The following is a 19041-nucleotide window of genomic DNA, read 5'->3' on the forward strand; positions in this document are numbered from 1 at the left end:
GGCGTGCGGGGTGCGGCGTGCGGGATTGCAATGGATGCCGGGGAGTCGGGGTCGGTCTCGGTCGCGGTGCAGGGCGTCGGATGCCGCGACTCGCCGCGCGGCGTGTTGTCGCCGAGTACTGGGTGGCGGGCCGCGGTATCCGACACCGCGCATGAGCAAGGCCTCCTCCCCCGGCCGCAGGATGAATGGCCAGTACCCGGACAGGCCGACTGCTCGATCGTGGGCTCACGCACGGCTGCAGGCTGGGGGCATGTGCGGGGACACCTCGATCTCGACCTTCGCCGCGCTCCGCGCGGCCGGCATGCCGCGTTCTGCCATCGACCGAGCGGTACAGCGAGGAACGCTCCACCGTGTTCGCAACGGCGTGTATGCGACGAGGGATGCATGCGTGGATGTCGTGGGCGCGGCGGCGCACGGAGGATCCACAGCCTGCATCACTGCGGCACGTCACCTGGGCCTCTGGGTCCTGGATGACGACCCTGCGACGCACGTGTGGATGGGCCACGACGGTCGCGCCCACCATGCCGCCGGGTGCGGATGCGTCGTGCACTGGGACGGCGGTGCTCGCCGAGGCTTCGGCATCCCTTCGCTGGCCATCATCCTGTGGCAGATCAGGCGCTGCCGCGGGCTCGAGTCGTTCTTCGTCGCACTGGAGTCCGCGCTCAGACAAGGGATGCTGCGATCAGACGACCGGTCGGAACTGGTCGGCCTGCTCGATCATGAGGCGCAGAGTGTGCTGGCACTCGCGAGGACGGATGCCGACAGCGGGCTGGAATCGCTCGTGCGCTTTCGGCTGCGAGGACATGGCCTCCGCATCCGCACCCAAGTCTCGGTTGTCGCGGTCGGCCGGGTCGACCTGATGATCGGCGGCAATCTGATTGTCGAGGTCGACGGTCGCGAGAACCACGAAGGACCTTCTCATCGACACAGGGACCTGGTTCGCGATGCGAACGCGGCGGTCTGGGGTCATCGGACCCTGCGATTCGACTACGCCATGATCATTCACGACTGGGATCTCGTCGAGCGTGCGATCCTCGCCGCCGTCGCGGAGTCGTCCTGACACGTCGTCGGATGACAGACCTCGCAGCGCGGAGCGTCACCCGATCGCACGGCGTGTCTGGCTGCTGCATCCGACACCGTGCGTCGAACGCCCGGTCAGTCGCGCGGGCTCAGCAAGTACCGGTTGAAGGATGCCGTGAGCTCCGCGTCGAGGGCGATGCGGCGCCCGTCGACGGCGGTGATCGGGGCGGCGAGGCGCACGCTCGAGACGAGCCAGGCGGCATCCGCCTCGTGCAGGGCCGACACCGGCAGGGTCTCGTACGCGGTCTCGACGCCCTGTTCGGCCAGGTGGTCGAACAGGCTCAGCTGGGTGGTGCCGTGCAGGATGCCGCCGTTCGGCGCCGGGGTCACGAAGGTGTCGCCGCGGCGGATGATGAGCGACGCGGTCGGCGCCTCGAGCACGAACCCGTCGGAGCTGACGAACACGGCGTCGTCGGCGCCGCGGCGCTTGGCCTCGCGGATCGCCGCCATGTTGACGGCGTACGACAGGGTCTTCGCGCCGAGCAGCAGCCAGGGCGCTCGTCCGGGCAGGTCGATGCTGTAGCCGCGATCGAGGACGGCCACCGCGATGCCCTCGGTGCGGGGCTTCGTGAAGTCGGATGCCGGGGCGACCGTGACCCACGCGGTCGGAGTCGGCCCGTGCTCGACGCCGCGGCTGAGGATGAGCTTGATGACCGCCTCGCCCTCCCCCGACGCGGCCTGCGCGCGGCGGATCGCCTCGCGCCACTGCCCGAGGTGCGGCGCCGGCAGCTCGCAGATCTCGGCCGAGTGCGCGAGGCGCTCGAGGTGCGGCTCGACCTCCTGCGCGTGGCCGTCGACGACGCCGATCGACTCGAAGATGCCGTCGCCGCGCTGCGTGCTGAGCTCCCCCACCGTCAGCGCCGGAGCCGACGGATCGACCTCGGTGAAGGTGTCGGCGAAGTCGGTGCGGGCGTCATCGGATGCCGCGGGGTCGATCATGAGAGCGAAGCGCCAAGCCATGAGCCGAGCCTACGCTCGGCCGCCCGCGCGACACGCCCGGGCTCGGCGGAATCCGGCGACGGACGGAATACCTCGCGGGCCCCTCCGTTACACTTTTCTAGCCGGGCCGCAGTAACCCCGGGCTCCAAAATTCGCCGCTCCGAGCGGCCTCGCGCCGAGAGGCGTTTCTGCGGCTCGGCACTTTCATGCCCGGATGCCGGCAGTCGCCCGGGCTCGCCGAGGCATCCCGATCAGGTCAGGCTGTCGCGTCGCCAGAGGTTCGCGGCGACGGTGAGGTCGCCCGCATAGGTGTCGAGGCGCAGCGCGCGGGTCGTGAACTGCGACGCGCGCTCGGGTTCGCTGCGGTCGTAGTCGTCGGCGAGGTCGGTGGCACCCGCGCCGACGACGCGCGAGAACGCGGCGGCCCGGTCGAGTGCGAGGCCGAAGTCGCCCGCGAACACGCCCCGCAGGATGAGGTCGGTGAGCGCGACGAGCTCATCGGGGCTCGCCGGTGCGGGGGCTCCCGCGATGACGACGTCAGCGGAGGCGAGGCGGGTGCGCCCGCGCTCGTAGAGCAGGGCCGAGGTCTGCGGGTCGTCGTGGATCATCAGCTGCAGCAGGTACAGCCGCCACAGCGCGCCCGGCAGGGACTTCGCGGGCGAGTGCGACCACAGCTCGGCGATCGTGGCGATGCCGTGCGCGTCGGTGAAGCTCACGAGGCGGTCGATGACCTCGTCATGCGGCTGCTCGCGGACGCGGGACAGCAGCGCGGATGCCGTGGCGTGCGCCACCCGGCTGGCCTCAGCGGGGTCGTCGGCGGCGAGGTTCCGGTCGAACACGTCAGGTGAGCGACGGACCGGCTTGTGGAAGTCGCGGGAGTCGTCGGGCATCGTTCCAGGCTACCCGCGGGCGGGAACACCGACGCGGCCCCCGGATGTCGGGGACCGCGTGGGCGTGGCGACCTCGGGTCGTCAGGCTGTGGGGATCGCGATGATCGGGTCGGTGGTCGGCACGCCGTCGGGCGAACCGCCCTCCTGCTCGACCGTCACCGCGATGACGTCGCCCGGTTCGGGTGTGCCCTCGAGGAGCGCGGTCACGTCGTCGCCGGGGTTGAACGTTCCGGCCGAGATCGGCTCGTCGCCGCGGACGAACCACATCTCGAACGTGCGGTCGGCATCGATGGAGGGCAGGTCGTCGGTGGTGATGACGGCCTTGCCGACCTCGGCCGACCAGTGCAGCACGGCCTCGCCGCCGTCGGTGAACTGTCCGGCGATGGTCTGCGTGTCGGGGGCGCTGTCGATCTGCTCGAGCGCCTGGACCTCCAGCGGCGTGCGCGCCTGCTCGACGATCGATCCGACGCCCCAGCCGATGCCGACGAGCAGCGCAGCGGAGGCGACGAGCGCGAAGAGGCCGCGCGTCCAGTTGCGGCGCTGGACGGTCTGCACGACCTCGGTCGGCGGTCCCGCGGCCATGACCGGCTCCGCGTGGGCAGCTTCGGCCGCGGCCACGGCTGGTCGCGGCGGCACCTCGTCCGCGGCGCGCGGCGCGGCGACGGGTGCGGGAACCGGCTCGACGGCGGGTGTCGATGCGGGCACAACGGCCTGGGGCATCCCGACGATGCGGTCGAGGATGCGGGCGCGGAGTTCGGCCGGCGGGGCGTCCTCCCCCATGCCGTCGGCGAGGGTGCCGACGACCTGCGCGTCGGCGTCGGCGAGCGCGGCCCATTCGGGGTGCGCGGCGAGCGCCTCGTGGTAGGCGCGTTCGTCCTCTGGGGACAGCGCGTCGAGCGCGTGGCCGGCTGAAAGCTCGGCGAAGTCCTTCTCGTTCACAGCGTCACCCCCATCTCCTGTCGTAAGCGAGTCAATCCATCACGCATTCGGGTCTTGATCGTTCCGAGCGGTGCGTTCACCAGTGCAGCGATCTCACTCTGGCTGTATCCCCCGAAGTAGGCGAGAGTGATGGCTTCGCGCTGCGGGTCGGGCAACGTTCGAAGGGCTCGCACGACACGGCGTCCTTCGATGCGCAGCTCGACCTGCTCGGCTATTGATTGTTGTGGTGTGTGTGCGTCTCGGACTCCGATGCGCACATCGCGGTCTGCGCTCGCCTGCGACGATCGCACCCGGTCGACGGCCCGACGATGCGCGATCGTCAGGACCCAGCTTCTTCCTTGACCCTTGTTCGGAGCGAAGGCTGCAGCGGATTGCCAGACCTCGAGGAAGACTTCCTGCAGCACTTCTTCGCTCTGCGAGGGGTCCACCAGGACGCGGCGGATGAGTCCGAAGACGCGGGACGAGAGCATGTCGTAGAGGTCCGCGAACGCTGCCTGGTCGCCGGCGGCGACACGGACCAGCAGGTCTGCGACGTGATCCGCCGCAGGCCCGTCCTCGGGGACGTCAACACCGTCGATAACCATTCCTCCAAGCATGCCATCCCGCTCCGCGCGCGCGCGAAGAACGGTCCCGGATGACGGCGCGTCGAGGCGCGGGTCGAGGTGTGTGTCGAAGAATCTCGAAAAACTTGCAATCCAATTCCTGAGCTACTCCGAAGACCAGACATCGCCGCCGCAGAGGGCGGTCCCAACACATGGAGGAATCATGCTCAGCACGAAGAAGAAGATGACCGCAGCGCTCTCTCTGACTCTGGCCGGAGCCTTCGCTCTCGCCGGATGTTCCACCGGCGGCGGCGCCGAGGGTGGAACGACTGAAGAGGGCATGGAGTCGCAGGCTCCCATGGAGTCGTCGGCACCCGCCGAGACCGATGAGGGCTCGATGGAGGCCGCCACGCTTGTCGGCCCCGGTTGCGCCGACTACGCCGAGGCTGTTCCGGACGGTGCCGGCTCGGTCGAGGGCATGGCGCAGGACCCGGTGGCCACTGCGGCATCCAACAACCCGCTCCTCAAGACGCTCGTCTCGGCTGTCAGCGGCGAGCTGAACCCCGACGTGAACCTCGTCGACACGCTCAACAGCGGCGAGTACACCGTCTTCGCTCCGGTGGACGACGCCTTCGCGAAGATCCCCGCCGACACGATCGAGGGTCTGAAGACCGACTCGGAGACGCTGACGTCGATCCTCACCTACCACGTGCTCGACGGTCAGGTCGCCCCTGACGAGATCGCCGGCACCCACACCACGCTGCAGGGCGCTGACCTCGAGGTCACCGGCTCGGGCGACGAGCTCACCGTCAACGGTGAGTCCATGGTGATCTGCGGTGGCGTCACCACCGCCAATGCGACCGTCTACCTCATCGACACGGTGCTGATGCCCCCGATGTGATCACGGTCTTCTTGACCGGCGGCGTCGTCGGAGCTCTGCGGGCTCCGGCGGCGCCGCCTTTTTCGTGCCCGTAGGGTCGAGGCATGGCCGCGAAGAAGAAGAAGAAGCCGATCTCGTTCGGACTGGCGATCGCCTTCGGCATGCTGGGCGGCTCGATCGTCGGCCTACTGTTCCTCGACAACATCGGCCTCGGCGCCGCATTCGGCCTGTCGTTCGGGATCATGTTCGGTGTCATCTTCGGTTCGGTGAAGGACACCGAGTGACGGATGCCGCGCCCGTCGCCTATTAGGCTGGGTCGCTGAGGGCCTCTAGCTCAGTCGGTAGAGCATCGGACTTTTAATCCGCGGGTCGTGGGTTCGAGCCCCACGGGGCCCACCTCTGAAACAACGTCAGGATCCCTGATTTCCCGGGGAATTCGGGACGCCGGACCACCCGCTGGCAACAGCGTGACAACAAACTGACAACAGCTCAGACGCGCGGTTTGCGCTGGAACGCAGCGAGGACTCGACTCAGCCAGCCCTCAGCGTCACGGTCGTGAGCCGATTGCAGTTGGTGGTCGCTCGCGTCCCAGCACCACACGTCCTCGAAAGTCGACCATGTGCGGCCACGATTATCAGCGATCGCCGCAGTGACGGTGGCCCGGTGCACGGCGGTCCCGGCGGCCCAGGCTGCGCGCGTGTGGCTCTCCCCTCGCGGCGTCACGTTGCGCTCAATCGCGATGCGCAGCGTGCACGACTCGATCCATGACTCGGGGATGCGCTCGTCCCTCACCCTCGTTCGGAGCCAATCCGCCTGGTCTCGAATGAACGGTTCCGCCGCGGAGACGAAGTCATAGGTCGCCTCGGACTGACCGGCATGATGGATCGCCTCGACGATCACACCGATCCCCCATTGACCGTCTATGTCGTTGTTGCGGCTGGTGAATCGACCGACGATGCCGCGGGTAAAGTCGGCGAGCTGACTGCGAGTGGGCATCGAACACCACTTCCAAGACCACGCGAGACGGTGGAGAGTCAGCATAGTGTCGCAACGCCTCCGAGGCGATGACTTCTGATCGGCCGCACGGCCGGACTGACTATCTTGAGCTGCGTGCGCCGAACCGACTTTCCGCTCCCCTCTTCATGGAACCGATCCAGCCTAGAAGAGCTCGGGTTTGAGGGGTTCATCCCGCTCGTCGGGCTGGATCCTCGCAGCGTGCCCGTCGGGCACGGCGTCTACGTCGTGTTGCGCCGCCACAACGAACGCCCCCACACGCTCCTCGAGGACAACCCGGTCAGGCGTGCGCGCCTCCGCAAGTACACGCTCGACGACCTCAATCGTCGATGGGTGACCGGCACGCCCGTCATCTACATCGGCAAGGCGATGGGTCAGGAGGGGCTCCGGGATCGCCTCAAACCCTTCAGCAAAAAAAGTGGGAGCCACTCGGGCGGTCGTGCGATCTGGCAACTGGAGGAGGCTGATTCGTTGCTCGTGTGCTGGACGGAAACGCCCGGTTACCTTGCTGACAGAGTCGAAGACGACCTTATCGACCAATTCAAGGCAGTCCATGGGCGCACGCCGTTCGCGAACGTTCGCGAACGAGGGCATCACTGAAGCGCCGCTAGGCGCATCGCGAGGAGTTACCCGCTGCGTGCAGTCCACTGACGGACGCGGCAAAGGCCAGGAGGAAGACCGAGGCGGCAGCGAATCACACCGAACCGCGAGTGTGCCGTCCTGTCTCATCAATCCTGCAATAGCACTTCGCTAACCCCCGCACTCTCGGCAGCCCGGTCGAGCGCGTCGGCGACGTTGTCGAGGTCGTCGTCGAACAGATCCGCGTAGGTGTCGAGCGTCATCGCCGCAGACGCGTGTCCGAGCATCCGCTGCACGGCTTTGACGTTCGCTCCCGCACTGATCGCGAGTGACGCGGCTGTGTGGCGAAGATCATGAGGCGTTATCCGTGGGAACGGTTCGGGTGGCCGCTCCCCCGCGCTCGTTGCGGCGTCGATGCGCTCCCGGGTCTCACGAACCAGCTGCATGACCGCGCTGTTGAACCAGCCAGTTGTCGACTTGGCTCGGCGGATGAAGTGGTCACCGTCACCGAACACCAACGCGTCGCGCGGACGCGTGGCCACGAGGTGCTCGATCGTCGGCGCGAGGAACGCCGGGTACCGCACCTGCCGCTTCTCGTGCGTCTTCGGCGTCCCGACGATCACCTGGCTCCCGACCTCCACCGCGTTCTCCTCGATGCGGACGCGGCGCCGCACCGTGTCGACGTGCTTGATGCGAAGCGCAGTCGCCTCTCCCCAACGAAGACCCGTGTAAGCGAGGAACACGACAAGGTCGGGATGCTTCGCAATTGCCGCGAGCTGCGCGACCTGCGCGTGGCTCAGGTAAGCGCGTTCTTTCCCGACCTTCCTCGGCAGGAGCGACTGTCGATCCAGGACGTCCCGATCATGCCGACGGTGATCCGCGCTTCCGAAGGGTCGACGTAGTCGCCACGATGCTTCGAGAGTTCGACCTCTGCGAGTCGCAGCTCGGCGGCTCGCTTCGTCCGGAAGCCCCGCTCGTTCGTCTGCGAGTGCTCTGGCTTGCGATACGCGATTCGGTACAGGCGTGATCCGGATGCCGTCGTGTACGCGTGGATGCTGCCCATGCGAAGCCCTCCTTCTCGGAGCTTTGCTTCGCACCATAGGTCGGCTTCGCGATTTCCGCAGGCTTACAGCGAGATTGTGAATATCTGCCTAGTCGGTGTCTGTGGAGAAGGCCGTCAGCCGTTGTCGGCCGGGACCTGAGCCGCGCGCTTCATTAGCGCCTGACGGCTGAGTCGTGTCCGCGAACTGAGCGCGTTCCAGCTTTGGCCCGCCGATCGCAGCCCATCGACAAGCGCATCACGTTCTTCGAGCAGCTTCTGCTCTTCACGATGGAGACGTTCGATCTCGCGAGCTACGCGACTCAGCTGCTCGAGCGCCCCACGCTCGCCGCGCGCTTTCGCGATGGCGCGGACGGCACGGCGCGCCCGCTTCTCAGCGTCGGCACGCTCCGTCTCAACGCGAGCTTCGTCGGCCGCTTGATGCTCCTGAGCTCCCGTCTTCTTGGCACTTCTGCGTCCTCGAGCCACGTAACCAGGTTGTCATTCTCGGCCCCTGTCGACAACGCATCCGCGGGCTCCACTGGAAAGTGCCTGCGTGCATCCAGGTTCAGTCCATCCACGTTCAGTCCGCCGCTGAAGTAAGACACCGCTTCAGTTTTGGAGCGCGGTGAGGGAGACGTCGAAGCCGAGGGTGTGTAGCTGCTTGCCGTGCTGCATGAGGTTGAGCTTGCTGAAGAAAGGCAACCAGCCGGTCCCCGACTCAGCGCGGCTCGTTAGCACGACGTAACAAACCGTGTAGCGGCTCTTGTCCACGACCGATCCGCTGCCGGGGACAAGATCGAGCCACTGGTGTTGCGTCCCAACTGGCGCCGTCTGCTGAATGTGGGCTCGAAGCTCATCTCTATATGGACCGTCACTCACGAATGTCGTGGCAGAAACGGCGCCTTGTGCGAACAGGTGGCTCAGCGTGGAGGAACGGGACTTGCGCTTGACATGGATGAGGTCGCCACTCGCCGAGAGGAGGTCACAGAACTCGATCCCTGTCGATGAGCCGCCGGGTCGCTTGATTTTCGCGTCAAGGAGAAGGAGCTTTTCGGGGTACGCCAGCGCCATTCGCTGGTTGTAATCCGGCTCCACTTCGCCAGGCGCCGCATTGTCGATGCCAGGTGTGCGATTCGAAAGGGTCGCTAAATAAGTGTCGACCTGGCGCACGAGCGTGTCACTGATAGCGAACCATCGACCCTCGATCAGAGCAAAGAGCTGTCCCTGGATGCGCTGCTCACTCACTAGGCATTGGTAGACATTCCAGACACCGTCGAAGTCCCCTGAACGGGTGTAGCGAATCGAAACGTCGCGACTCTTCAGCTTGCTGATCGTGATGCCTGCCGCCTTCGGGCCCAACGCGGCAAGGTACTCATCTAGGTCTAGATCGTCGTACTCCCTCTTGTATGTTCCCGAGATTCTGAATGCATCAATGTCCTCCCAGGCAATCGGCTCCGGCGTGGCCATGTGTGTCTGACGGGTGTCAGCCGCCTGGAGCTGGGCTTCAAGCAGTTCGTCCAGTTCGCTAACGCGAGCCTCATCCTCAACAATCTCGAGGTGATCGATCCATTCGAAATCATCGCGATACATGGTGTCTTCGTACGCCGTTAGGAGCTCTTCACATTTGGCGGTCACGTCAGTCAAAGCGAGATCGAGCGAGAGGACGAGCGCGTCCGATCCCGCCAACCGCTTCGCGAACGCCTTGTCGCGCGGCTCGCCTGCGACTGCTCGGAGGATGTCGCGAGACACGTCTACACCGAAGGTGGGGATGTCTGAGCTCTTGCTGGTCTGGGTGTTCTTCGTGACCACCATGTCCTCGAAGGTCTTGGTGTCCATACTCCGGATCTGCGCCGGGTCAATTCGGTTCAACGCAACCCGAAGCCCAAACTGACGCTGGATCTTCGACGGGTCCAAGAAGCCTTTGCCATATCCGAACGTGATCGCAAAGAATCGCCCCGAGGCCCGCAAGATCAGCAAGCCCGAGGCGGAAGCCGAGAAGACTGCCGATATCGGAGCTCTGAGAACGGAGTTCACTTCCGTTACCCAAGACGGCGCGTTCTGATGTGAGCGCTGATAGTAGAAGCGCCCGTCTAGGCCGCTGGTGGCATCGAGCAACATCGAATCGGGACTCTTCGCCGGCCGAATCGCGTCGTCTGGATCACTGACATCGCGCAACAGGAACACGGTGAGCCGCTTTAGGGACATCTGATTCCACCCCCCAGTGAAGAATCCTCAGTGTCGTCATCATATGGTGCCGCAGACAGCTGCTCCGAGGTGGCCCTACAGCGTGCGACTTTCATGAGGGGTGTCAGAATCGCGTCCGCGCCGCCCCCTATGCTCGCGGCATGAGAGTGAAAGGCGAGCTGGCACGCGTCCTCATTACTGTGAAGGCCACACCTCAGCCGTCGACGAGTTACGGGGACACCTCATGTGTTGCCGGCATTCGTATCGATGATGGCGCGCCCAGCTGGATCCGGTTGTACCCGATCGCGTTTCGATGGTTGGACGGTGACGCCCAGTTCAAGAAGTACGACGTCATTGAACTCGAGGTGAGGCGGAAGGACTCCGATACCCGTCGCGAGAGTTACTCTCCTACGCAGGGATCATGGGCCGCGCTACGCCACGTGCCCCCATGGAAGGCGCGTCACGAAATCATCGGCCAACTGGAGCCGACGACTACATGTGGTCTCATGCGCGAAGCATCCGCCGATGGTGCCGCCCCATCGCTCGGTCTTGTCTATCCGACTGACATCGATCGGCTCGAGTTCGAACCTCACCCGAAATGGACGGCGGATCAACTCTCCAAGATGCAGACGCGGATCGACAAGGAGTCAGCGGCGCTCATCCCGATGAGCGGGGCGATTCCTGTCCTCTTGAAGGAACCGGAGTTCATCGTTCGCTATCGGTATCGGTGCGCCCACGTCGCGTGTCCCGGCCACCAAGGTCGCATTTTGGATTGGGAGCTTACTTCCCTTCAGAATCGCCTGCGTCATCGAGGAGATGACGTGAAGGCGGGCGTGACCGAGAAGTTTCTCGAGCAGATGTTCGCTCCAGATCGCCGTTCGGGCTTCTACATGGGGAACTTCGAGCTCGCAGCCCGCCGAGGGAAGTTCAGCGTCCTTGGCGTCTATTGGCCTCGCGCGAAGGAAGCCGTCTTGCCCGCCCCGACACTGTTCTAGACGTCACGTGGTAGCGAGGGCACCGCTGATGATCGCCCGGACACGTTCAATCACCTGCTCACGATGGCAGTGTCGCTCGTCTTCTTCGTAGCAGAAGATCGCCACCTCGCCAGCCTGCGCGAGATCAGCTACCTCCCGCAGAGCTTTCGACGCCTCCTCAGCATTGAGCTCTTGACGGAACCTCTCTCGCACTTCATGTGCGAGCACGGAGTCGAGCTCGGCGTAGCCGGCCCGGTTGTCCCGCTGATTGCCCAGCATCGGTAGGTGGACGTACGCGATTCCAGCTCCAACTAGCGCCTCAGATAGGGCTCGTTTCGAGAAGCCGCGCTTTCTCGAGATGGCGTTTAGTCGGACATCCACGAGCGTCACGACGCCTCGGAGTCGCAGTCTTGAGACGAAAGCGTCCAAGGTTAGCCCTTGGTACCCGATCCCGGAGATTCTCATCTGGTACCCCTTCCGTCGGCGAAGCCGGTGAGCAGCAACGCGGCACCGCGAGCTGCAGTGTCGAGCGTCCTTCCGGGCAACAAATCGCGCACCGCAAGCGACACATGTGCAGTTCGAGGCACGTCGTGAGCGGAGTTCGGCCTCTACTGAGACCCGCAACGCCGCTAGCTCATCTAACGATAGGCGGCGGAGATCAGTCACGTAACAGATAGTAAGTGTTACAGCGCGCACAACCAAGCGTGCTGGCGCGTCAATCAACGCATCCCATGAGCGATCGCGATGGCGACCGATTTCGTCCGCAGACAGTCCACATGAGGTCTGCACTGCCCGGGCGCCGCGACGCTCACGATCGGCGCGATAGCCACACGCTACGAACAGACCGTGACAACACGGTGACAACAAACGCTCGAGTCGAGGCTGCCTGGCGTGATCGAACTGAAGCATCGAACCCCGGAAGATCAACGATCCTGATCGAACACGATCCGGCTGATGACCCATCGGCCGAGTTCGAGCCCCACGGGGCCCACCTCTCTTGTCAGCCCGCCGGCCGGAGCACGGCCCAGCCCGCATTCAAATCGTCAGCGAACATCTTGAGTTGCACGAGGGTGTCCGCGTCGTAGGCGACGCCCTCGATGCGGCCGGGCGCGGCGCAGTCCTGTGTGACGGACGTCGGTCCCACGGGACTGGCCGGCTCCTCGCCTGCGGCCGGCGCCGGGACCCATTCGAGCGTCACCCGGGCGGTCGACGGACTGCAATCGAAATCGATCACGTACCGCTCCCCCGCCGCCACCACACCCGAGACGACCGCCTCGCCTTCCGAGGTGCCGTCGGCCCCCTCGGCGATGAATGTGATTCGCGAGAGCTCGTCGTCAGTGACGCCGGGCACGGCATAGTCGCCGTCGACCGTTGCGGGAGGGCTGGGAACGGACGGGGTGGGAGACGGCGTCACCGCCTGCGCAGGCGTCGTCGCGTCATCGTCCAGATCGGTCGTGGAGACACACCCCGCAAGCGACGTCGACGCAGCGAGCATCACGGCGGCCATCCACACCCGGCGTCGGATCATGCGCGCCACGTTACCCGCGACGCAGACCCGGCACGGCTGCAGGGAAGGACTGGGGGCCGCCTGGGCAAAGAAGAAGCCCCGACTGTTACCACACAGCCGGGGCGAGACGAATGAGAAGTCCGCCTATCGGGATCAGGATACCCCGGAAATCTGGGAGCTGACCCGGCGACCCTCGAGTCCGGAGCGCGCGCGGGAGCGTTACGGTTGCGGGATGCTCCGCCTCGTCGCCCGCGTCTATTGGACCTTCAGCAGATGGACGCTCGCCACCGAGCCCGCGCCTACCCAGCCCACCGTCGTCCTGGGAGCGCCGCACACGTCCAACTGGGACTTCGTGCTCATGCTGGCGATCGCATGGCGCCTCAAGATGCGGTTCCGCTGGCTGGGCAAGGAAAGTCTCTTCCGCGGCTGGCGCGGCCCGCTGATGCGCTCGATCGGCGGCATCCCGGTCGACAGAGCGAACCCCGCTGGAGTGGTCGACGCGCTCGTCCGCCGCATCCGCGACGGCGAGGTCTTCGGCCTGGTGGTGACACCGGAAGGCACACGCGGCGGTGTCGGGCACTGGAAGTCGGGCTTCTACCGCATCGCCCGCGAGGCCGGACTCGCCGTCACGCTCGGGTACGTCGATCGCACCACCATGACCACCGGGCTAGGCCCAACGCTCGCACTCACCGGCGACGTGATTACGGACATGGACGCCATCCGCGCGTTCTACTCCGATAAGTCAGGATTTCGTCCCGAGCGACGCGTCGAGCCTCGCTTGCGCGAAGAGGGGCGGCCGGCGACCTCGGCCTAGCCGGAACTCCCCCCTGGATCGCTGGCCCTGCCGCGATCTCGCCGCTCGAGCTCGATCTCGATCGCGCTCCGCGACGCATTCGTCGCGTCGTCCGCTGATCCGGTCATATCCCCGCGTTCGCCGATGTTCCGGTGAGCTCTGCCGACAACTCCCAGATGCGGCGAGCGTGCTCGGGGCTTCGCAGACGGGAGTAGACGCGTTGTGTGGCGGGTCGACCCCCGAGGTGTCCGGGCCCGCTCGGGCCGAAGAGCTTGCTGTCGGCGTCGGGAGCTGTCGCTGCGAGGAGGGCGGGCAGGGCGGCGGAGGCGACCGTTCCGAGGAGGATGCCTCGTCCTGACAGCATCCGGATAATCCTGCGACCGGCGGTCTCCCGGGTGCGACCCAACTCGGGTCGTGCGGCGAGGAGGTTCGTCGGGGCGACGCCAGGGTGCGAGAGCGCACTCGTGACGCCCCATCCGTTCTCACGACTGCGTCGGCTGAGGTCGAGTCCGAACAGACCGAAGGCGATCTTGGAATGACTGTAGGCGCGCATGCCGTCGTAGTCGCGTTCCCAGTTCGGGTCGGTCCAGTTGACGGCGCCCTGGTTGGCGGCGACGCTGATCTGCGAGACCACGCGTGCGTTGCCGGCGCGCAGCAGCGGCAGCAGGTGCGCGACGAGGGCGAAGTGGCCGAGATGGTTCGTGCCGAACTGCAGCTCGAATCCGTCGGCCGTGGTTTGCCGCGTAGGCGGCGTCATCACGCCTGCGTTGTTCACGAGCAGATGTATGGGCCGCCCCTCGGCGAGGAGCGACTCGCCGAGGTCGGCGACCGACGTCAGTGAGGAGAGGTCCAGATCGCGCAACTCGACGGTCGCGGCAGGCGCGGCATCCCGCATCGTGGCGATTGCCGCCTCCCCTTTCGCGCGGTTGCGGACGGGGAGGATGAGGTCGGCGCCCGCGGCGGCGAGGCGGGTGGCGATGACGAGACCCACGCCGTCGCTTGCGCCCGTCACAAGCGCGCGGGTGCCGGTCAGGTCGGGGAGGGTGATGTCGATGGGTGTGCGAGACATGCACTCAGCGTCGAGGGACGGCGCGAGCCCATCCAGGGATCGTCGATCCATGGATCGACGCCCGCATGCCGGGTAGAAACAGAGCATGGTGATCGATCGACCCGCGTTGGCGGACTTCTTGCGTCGCAGGCGCGCGTCGCTGCAACCAGAAGACGTCGGGCTCACCTCCGGGCCGCGCCGTCGGACCGGAGGGCTGCGTCGCGAGGAAGTCGCCGGGCTCAGCCACATGTCGACCGACTACTACACGCGCCTCGAGCAGCAGCGCGGTCCCCAACCGTCCGAGCAGATGATCGCGTCCATCGCGCAGGGCCTCCACCTCACCCTGGAGGAACGCGACCACCTCTTCACCCTCGCCGGCCACGCGTCGCCACCGCGCGGCGGCATCAGCGACCACATCAGTCCCGGGATGCTGCGCATCTTCGACCGCCTCGGCGACACCCCCGCCGAGGTCGTCACCGAACTCGGCGAGACCCTGCGCCAGACGCAGCCGGCCATCGCGCTGACGGGAGACCTCACCCGGTTCACCGGCCCGTCGCGGAGCATCGGCTACCGCTGGTTCACCGACCCCGCGACGCGCGCGCTCTACGACCCCCGCGACCACGAGTTCCTCGGCAGGATGTTCGCCTCGGGTCTCCGTCAGTTCACGGCCCTCCGTGGCCCGGACTCCCGCGCGGCAGCGCTCGCCGAACAGCTCCTGCACGAGAGCGACGTTTTCCGAAGCGTGTGGGCCCTTCACGAGATCGGCGTCCGCCCCCGGGACACCAAGCGTTACGTCCACCCGCAGGTCGGAGCGCTCACCCTCTCCTGCCAGACCCTGCTCGACGAGGAGCAAGGGCACCGCCTGCTCGTCTACACGGCGAACCCGGGAACCGCGAGCTATGAGAAGCTCCAGCTCCTCACCGTGCTCGGCGCCGCTCAGGTCTGACCTCCACCCGGTCGCTCCTCCGCATCGGGCCAGGGGCGGGCCGATGTACGTTCACTCGTCCGTCTCGGCAGCATCGGGCACCACGAACCAGTCGGTGAACGACCGGGCGCGGCCGTCGTCGGTCAGCTCGATGACCATGAGGTTGTCGTACTGCCGACTCTTCTCGGTCGAGCTCGGATACCTCGTCCGACCGCGGATGATCGCGACATCCCCGTCGACAGCAGTGAGCTCGTAGTCGAACGACCACGTGCCCGGCGCATCCTTCTGCGCGAGCCAGCCCTCGACGATCGCGTCCTGACCGACCCAGGGCGGCGTCGACGGGCCGTCACGGTACTCCGCCGCGGGCGTGAACAGCGACCGGATGTCGTCCGGGTCATTGGTGTCCCACGCGCGGACATACCGGGCGATCCAGGCGTCGGCCGCCTCCGCAGCTGCCTCGCGATCCCACATCACCTCAGGCTCGCCGACGGCCGCGGCGAACGCAAGGCCCTCCGACGCCCTACGCGCGCGACCGCGCGAGCAGGTAGATGAAGTAGGGCGCACCGACGAGGGCGACGACGATGCCGGCGGGCAGCTGCGCCGGGGCGATCACGGTTCGTCCGAGCAGATCGGCGATCGCGACGAGCGCAGCGCCCAGCAGCATCGAGACCGGGACGACGCGGGAGTGACGTCCGCCGACGAGGGCACGCGCGGCGTGCGGTGCGATGAGCCCCACAAAGCCGAGCACGCCGATCGCGCTCACACTGAACGCGGCGAGCAGCGCGGCCGTCACGAGCAGGACGAACCGGGTGCGTTCCAGCCGAACGCCCGCGAGACGCGGCGTGTCGTCGTCGAGCGCGAGCAGATCGAGCTCACGCGTCCGCGGCACGACCAGCACGAGCGCGACGACCATCGACAACGCGACCGGCAGCGCATCCGACCACCCCCGGCCGTACGTCGTGCCCGACAGCCACGTGTAGATCGCGGGCGTGTCGAACGGATTCGCGCGGAGGAGGAGGAACGTCGACAGCCCCGCGGTGCCGTACCAGACGCCGATGCCGATGAGCACGAGCCGGTCGGCGCTCAGCCCCCGACGCCACGCCAGGCCGTACACCAGCGCGAACGCGAGCAGCCCTCCCGCGATCGCGGGCGGCAGGATCCCGACGCCGAGCGCAGCGCCCGACGTGATGGCGATCACGGCTCCGAGGCCCGCGCCGCCGGTGATGCCGAGGATGCCGGGCTCCGCCAGCGGATTCCGGCTCGCCGCCTGCACCAGCACGCCGGCCAGCGCGAGCGCGGCACCCGCGGAGACGGCGACGAGCACCCGCGGCGCACGCTCGTCGAGCGCGAACCGGATGACGGGCGCGGCATCCCCATGCACCCACAGCAGCAGATCACCCGTCAGCAGCCAACGATGGCCGCCGAGCAGCCCCAGCAGGATCGCCGCGAGCAGGAGCACGGACGTCGCCACGACGACGAGCACGACGCGCCGCCGGTTGCGGACGGTGATGGTCGCCGCGGGCGGGCGCCGCGTGGGTCCGGCGTCACGAGCCCTGCGGGCCAGCGCGACGAGGAGCACCGCACCCAGCAGCGTCGTCGCGACCCCGGTCGGCACCGACGTGGCCCGGTCGGCGCCGAGGATGGCGCGGATCGCGACGTCGGATCCGACGACGACCGTCGCTCCGACGAGACCCGACGCGATCAGGAGGATGCTGTGGCGATGCAGCGCGGGCACCCGCGTGCTCAGCAGCCGCGTGATGATGGGCGCGGCGAGACCCACGAACCCGATCGGCCCGGCGAGCGTCACCGCAGCAGCCGTGAGCAGCACCGCGAGGATCGTGCCGATCGCACGCGTCGACCGCACCGGCACACCGAGCGACTGCGCCGTGTCGTCGCCGAGCGCGACGATGTCGAGGCGACGCGAGAGCAGCACGCCGACGACGACGGCGACGAGCACCAGCGGCGCAGCCTGCTGGAACGCGGCGAGGCCGAGCTGGCTGAGGCTGCCGCTCCCCCACGCGAACAGGCCCGTGGTCTCCTGCGCGAACAGGATGAGCAAGGCGGATGTCGCCGCCTGCAGTGCGAGCATCACCGCCGAACCCGCGAGGATCAGCCGTGTCGTCGACGACCCCGCGCCGCCCGCGAGCCCGAGCACGACCGCCGCCGCGGCCAGCCCGCCGAGAAACGCGACACCCCCCGAGGCCCAGAACGGCAGCGTGATGCCGAGGACGGAGACGAGCGCGACGGCGAAGTACGAGCCGCTCGTCACCGCCAGCGTGTCGGGCGACGCCAGCGGATTGCGCGCCAGCGATTGGAAGAGCGCGCCGGCCGCGCCGAGGGCGAAGCCGACCAGCAGCCCGGCCGCGAGGCGCGGCACGCGCGACCCGATGAGGATCTCGCGCGCACCCGGCTGCGCCGTGCCGTCACCGAACAGGAGGGGCAGGAGCTCGGTGAGCCCGAGCCCCGAGGTGCCCTGCGTGAGGTGGACGCCCGATGCCAGGAGCAGGATGCCGCTGAGCAGCACCAGCACCGCGGTCGCCCCCAGGGCGAATCGCGCGCCGGTCTGCGCGGGCACCGGCGGGACTGCAGCTGCAGCGCCCCGCTCCCGGCTCCTGGTGTCGGACGTCACCTGCGGGCTCAGCTCGTGAGCGCTGCGACGTAGGCGTCGAGGATCTGCTCGGCCGAGCGGGGACCGCCGAAGGTCCAGATGCCGACCGGGAAGCCGGCGATGCGATCCTCGGCCACCGCGGGGATCGAGTTCCACACCTCGCTCGTCGCGAGCTCGGGCATGATGTCGCTCTCGGCGTCATTCGTGCTGGTGTGCAGCAGGTACGCGTCGCCGATCGCCGTCGCACCCTCGATGTCGGTGATGCCGAGGCCGTAGGCCGGGTCGGCTTCACCCGTCCACGCGTTCTTCAGGCCGAGCTCCTCACCGAGCGCGCCGATCAGCGAGCCGCTGCTGAAGAAGCGGAGCGACACGTTGCCGCCGTCGATCCAGCCGTCGAAGTATGCGAACGAGTCCGAGACGAGATCCGCCTCGGCCACCGTCTGCTTCGCCTCTGCGACACTCGCGTCGAACGCGTCGAGCACGGCGTCGGCGCGCTCCTCACGGCCCGTCGCCTGCGCGATCAGGTCGAACGTCGCCTTCATCTGACCGATCGGGTCAGCGGCATCCGCGCCCTTGGTGGCGAGCACCGGCACGCCGTACTCCTCGAGCTGACCGATGATCTCGTCCTCGGCGGTGTACGCCTCGACGATGATGAGGTCGGGGTCGGCGCCGAGGATGGCGTCGAAGTTCGGCTCCTGGCGCGTGCCGACATCGGTCACGCCCTCGGGCAGCACCTCGGCGGTGTCCCACGTCGTGTACCCCTCGGCATCCGCGACCGCGACGGGCGTGACGCACAGCGTCAGCGCGTCCTCGATCTGCTGCCACTCCAGCACGGCGACGCGCTCGGCGGGCGCGTCGAGCTCGACCGTCCGGTCGAACGCATCCGTCAACGACACCGGGCCGGTCGAGGTCGCCGTGGTGTCATCGGCGCAATCGGCGCTTGCCGCGGCCGCGGGTGTCGAGGCGTCGTCGGTCGTCTGCGTGGTTCCGCACGCGGTGACGAACAGCAGGGGCAGGATCAGTGCGGCGCCGAGCAGGGGGCGCGCGGATCGAAGGGTCATGCTTCTCTTTCGATGAGGGACGGGAGACGGGAAGGG

General features: G+C 67.3%; 21 protein-coding genes and 1 tRNA gene. 8 read left to right on the forward strand and 14 right to left on the reverse strand.

What is annotated here, in order from left to right; all coding sequences use genetic code 11:
* The first annotated feature begins 151 nt into the window (after positions 1 to 151).
* Positions 152 to 1060: a type IV toxin-antitoxin system AbiEi family antitoxin domain-containing protein gene (locus tag KZX17_RS14635; RefSeq protein ID WP_248174991.1), complete on the forward strand. Its 909-nt coding sequence runs from the start codon at positions 152 to 154 to the stop codon at positions 1058 to 1060.
* Between the two features lie 95 nt (positions 1061 to 1155).
* Here KZX17_RS14635 and KZX17_RS14640 read toward each other — a convergent pair whose 3' ends face one another.
* The 4 genes from KZX17_RS14640 to sigK all read right to left on the reverse strand — a co-directional run bounded on the left by KZX17_RS14640 (position 1156) and on the right by sigK (position 4432).
* Positions 1156 to 2040 (reverse strand): aminodeoxychorismate lyase, encoded by an 885-nt coding sequence (locus KZX17_RS14640; RefSeq protein ID WP_248174989.1) that lies wholly within the window; start codon positions 2038 to 2040, stop codon positions 1156 to 1158.
* A gap of 230 nt (positions 2041 to 2270) precedes the next feature.
* A complete protein-coding gene (locus tag KZX17_RS14645; RefSeq protein WP_248174987.1) occupies positions 2271 to 2909 on the reverse strand; it encodes a DNA-directed RNA polymerase subunit beta in 639 nt (212 codons plus the stop codon).
* A gap of 81 nt (positions 2910 to 2990) precedes the next feature.
* Positions 2991 to 3848, reverse strand: coding sequence for an anti-sigma factor (locus KZX17_RS14650; protein ID WP_248174985.1), 858 nt, complete (start codon positions 3846 to 3848; stop codon positions 2991 to 2993).
* On the reverse strand, positions 3845 to 4432 hold the full coding sequence (gene sigK, locus KZX17_RS14655; RefSeq protein WP_248174983.1) for an ECF RNA polymerase sigma factor SigK: 588 nt from the start codon (positions 4430 to 4432) through the stop codon (positions 3845 to 3847). Before sigK ends, KZX17_RS14650 begins: the two co-directional genes overlap by 4 nt.
* Positions 4433 to 4613: 181 nt before the next feature.
* Here sigK and KZX17_RS14660 point away from each other — a divergent pair, with 181 nt between their 5' ends.
* From KZX17_RS14660 to KZX17_RS14670, 3 genes are all read left to right on the forward strand, one after another.
* Positions 4614 to 5291: a fasciclin domain-containing protein gene (locus KZX17_RS14660; protein WP_248174981.1), complete on the forward strand. Its 678-nt coding sequence runs from the start codon at positions 4614 to 4616 to the stop codon at positions 5289 to 5291.
* 83 nt (positions 5292 to 5374) lie between these two features.
* Positions 5375 to 5554 (forward strand): hypothetical protein, encoded by a 180-nt coding sequence (locus tag KZX17_RS14665; RefSeq protein ID WP_248174979.1) that lies wholly within the window; start codon positions 5375 to 5377, stop codon positions 5552 to 5554.
* 39 nt (positions 5555 to 5593) lie between these two features.
* Positions 5594 to 5666, forward strand: a tRNA-Lys gene (locus KZX17_RS14670).
* Positions 5667 to 5759: 93 nt separating this feature from the next.
* Here KZX17_RS14670 and KZX17_RS14675 read toward each other — a convergent pair.
* Complete coding sequence (locus KZX17_RS14675) at positions 5760 to 6266, reverse strand: hypothetical protein (RefSeq protein ID WP_248174977.1); 507 nt, start codon at positions 6264 to 6266, stop codon at positions 5760 to 5762.
* A gap of 114 nt (positions 6267 to 6380) precedes the next feature.
* Here KZX17_RS14675 and KZX17_RS14680 point away from each other — a divergent pair, with 114 nt between their 5' ends.
* Positions 6381 to 6884: a hypothetical protein gene (locus KZX17_RS14680; protein ID WP_248174975.1), complete on the forward strand. Its 504-nt coding sequence runs from the start codon at positions 6381 to 6383 to the stop codon at positions 6882 to 6884.
* 128 nt (positions 6885 to 7012) lie between these two features.
* Here KZX17_RS14680 and KZX17_RS15235 read toward each other — a convergent pair whose 3' ends face one another.
* The 3 genes from KZX17_RS15235 to KZX17_RS14695 form a co-directional block, all read right to left on the reverse strand.
* Positions 7013 to 7606, reverse strand: coding sequence for a site-specific integrase (locus KZX17_RS15235; protein ID WP_308194638.1), 594 nt, complete (start codon positions 7604 to 7606; stop codon positions 7013 to 7015).
* Between the two features lie 434 nt (positions 7607 to 8040).
* Positions 8041 to 8391, reverse strand: a complete 351-nt coding sequence (locus KZX17_RS14690; protein WP_248174967.1) for a hypothetical protein — start codon at positions 8389 to 8391, stop codon at positions 8041 to 8043.
* A gap of 123 nt (positions 8392 to 8514) precedes the next feature.
* Positions 8515 to 10089, reverse strand: a complete 1575-nt coding sequence (locus KZX17_RS14695) for a DUF6119 family protein (RefSeq protein ID WP_248174965.1) — start codon at positions 10087 to 10089, stop codon at positions 8515 to 8517.
* Positions 10090 to 10250: 161 nt separating this feature from the next.
* Between KZX17_RS14695 and KZX17_RS14700 the strand changes: the two genes are divergently transcribed.
* A complete protein-coding gene (locus tag KZX17_RS14700; RefSeq protein ID WP_248174963.1) occupies positions 10251 to 11084 on the forward strand; it encodes a hypothetical protein in 834 nt (277 codons plus the stop codon).
* A gap of 3 nt (positions 11085 to 11087) precedes the next feature.
* On the opposite strand, the gene KZX17_RS14705 is transcribed toward KZX17_RS14700, so the two are convergent.
* Positions 11088 to 11528, reverse strand: a complete 441-nt coding sequence (locus KZX17_RS14705; RefSeq protein ID WP_248174961.1) for a DUF488 family protein — start codon at positions 11526 to 11528, stop codon at positions 11088 to 11090.
* A gap of 535 nt (positions 11529 to 12063) precedes the next feature.
* Positions 12064 to 12570, reverse strand: coding sequence for a hypothetical protein (locus tag KZX17_RS14710; RefSeq protein WP_248174959.1), 507 nt, complete (start codon positions 12568 to 12570; stop codon positions 12064 to 12066).
* Between the two features lie 232 nt (positions 12571 to 12802).
* Here KZX17_RS14710 and KZX17_RS14715 point away from each other — a divergent pair, with 232 nt between their 5' ends.
* Entirely contained in the window at positions 12803 to 13384 is a 582-nt protein-coding gene (locus tag KZX17_RS14715) for a 1-acyl-sn-glycerol-3-phosphate acyltransferase (RefSeq protein ID WP_248174957.1), read from the forward strand.
* A gap of 103 nt (positions 13385 to 13487) precedes the next feature.
* Here the strand turns inward: KZX17_RS14715 and KZX17_RS14720 are convergent, their stop codons facing one another.
* Positions 13488 to 14432 (reverse strand): SDR family oxidoreductase, encoded by a 945-nt coding sequence (locus tag KZX17_RS14720; RefSeq protein WP_248174955.1) that lies wholly within the window; start codon positions 14430 to 14432, stop codon positions 13488 to 13490.
* 88 nt (positions 14433 to 14520) lie between these two features.
* Here KZX17_RS14720 and KZX17_RS14725 point away from each other — a divergent pair, with 88 nt between their 5' ends.
* Positions 14521 to 15357: a helix-turn-helix transcriptional regulator gene (locus tag KZX17_RS14725; protein ID WP_248175228.1), complete on the forward strand. Its 837-nt coding sequence runs from the start codon at positions 14521 to 14523 to the stop codon at positions 15355 to 15357.
* Between the two features lie 51 nt (positions 15358 to 15408).
* Here KZX17_RS14725 and KZX17_RS14730 read toward each other — a convergent pair whose 3' ends face one another.
* Genes KZX17_RS14730 through KZX17_RS14740 form a run of 3 tightly spaced genes read right to left on the reverse strand, consistent with a single transcriptional unit; the run spans position 15409 to position 19005 of the window.
* Positions 15409 to 15807: a nuclear transport factor 2 family protein gene (locus tag KZX17_RS14730; protein ID WP_248174953.1), complete on the reverse strand. Its 399-nt coding sequence runs from the start codon at positions 15805 to 15807 to the stop codon at positions 15409 to 15411.
* 49 nt (positions 15808 to 15856) lie between these two features.
* A complete protein-coding gene (locus KZX17_RS14735; RefSeq protein ID WP_308194637.1) occupies positions 15857 to 17965 on the reverse strand; it encodes an iron ABC transporter permease in 2109 nt (702 codons plus the stop codon).
* Positions 17966 to 17973: 8 nt separating this feature from the next.
* Positions 17974 to 19005: an iron-siderophore ABC transporter substrate-binding protein gene (locus KZX17_RS14740; RefSeq protein ID WP_248174949.1), complete on the reverse strand. Its 1032-nt coding sequence runs from the start codon at positions 19003 to 19005 to the stop codon at positions 17974 to 17976.
* Between the last annotated feature and the right edge of the window lie 36 nt (positions 19006 to 19041).

Source organism: Microbacterium sp. EYE_78 (assembly GCF_023149035.1).
Classification (GTDB): Bacteria; Actinomycetota; Actinomycetes; order Actinomycetales; family Microbacteriaceae; genus Microbacterium.

Excerpts from the sequence above, each read along its gene's own strand:
- KZX17_RS14635 (WP_248174991.1), top strand. The coding sequence starts at position 152 with ATGAGCAAGGCCTCCTCCCCCGGCCGCAGGATGAATGGCCAGTACCCG.
- KZX17_RS14640 (WP_248174989.1), bottom strand. The coding sequence starts at position 2,040 with ATGGCTTGGCGCTTCGCTCTCATGATCGACCCCGCGGCATCCGATGAC.
- KZX17_RS14645 (WP_248174987.1), bottom strand. The coding sequence starts at position 2,909 with ATGCCCGACGACTCCCGCGACTTCCACAAGCCGGTCCGTCGCTCACCT.
- sigK (WP_248174983.1), bottom strand. The coding sequence starts at position 4,432 with ATGGTTATCGACGGTGTTGACGTCCCCGAGGACGGGCCTGCGGCGGAT.
- KZX17_RS14660 (WP_248174981.1), top strand. The coding sequence starts at position 4,614 with ATGCTCAGCACGAAGAAGAAGATGACCGCAGCGCTCTCTCTGACTCTG.
- KZX17_RS14665 (WP_248174979.1), top strand. The coding sequence starts at position 5,375 with ATGGCCGCGAAGAAGAAGAAGAAGCCGATCTCGTTCGGACTGGCGATC.
- KZX17_RS14675 (WP_248174977.1), bottom strand. The coding sequence starts at position 6,266 with ATGCCCACTCGCAGTCAGCTCGCCGACTTTACCCGCGGCATCGTCGGT.
- KZX17_RS14700 (WP_248174963.1), top strand. The coding sequence starts at position 10,251 with ATGAGAGTGAAAGGCGAGCTGGCACGCGTCCTCATTACTGTGAAGGCC.
- KZX17_RS14705 (WP_248174961.1), bottom strand. The coding sequence starts at position 11,528 with ATGAGAATCTCCGGGATCGGGTACCAAGGGCTAACCTTGGACGCTTTC.
- KZX17_RS14710 (WP_248174959.1), bottom strand. The coding sequence starts at position 12,570 with ATGGCCGCCGTGATGCTCGCTGCGTCGACGTCGCTTGCGGGGTGTGTC.
- KZX17_RS14715 (WP_248174957.1), top strand. The coding sequence starts at position 12,803 with ATGCTCCGCCTCGTCGCCCGCGTCTATTGGACCTTCAGCAGATGGACG.
- KZX17_RS14720 (WP_248174955.1), bottom strand. The coding sequence starts at position 14,432 with ATGTCTCGCACACCCATCGACATCACCCTCCCCGACCTGACCGGCACC.
- KZX17_RS14730 (WP_248174953.1), bottom strand. The coding sequence starts at position 15,807 with ATGTGGGATCGCGAGGCAGCTGCGGAGGCGGCCGACGCCTGGATCGCC.
- KZX17_RS14740 (WP_248174949.1), bottom strand. The coding sequence starts at position 19,005 with ATGACCCTTCGATCCGCGCGCCCCCTGCTCGGCGCCGCACTGATCCTG.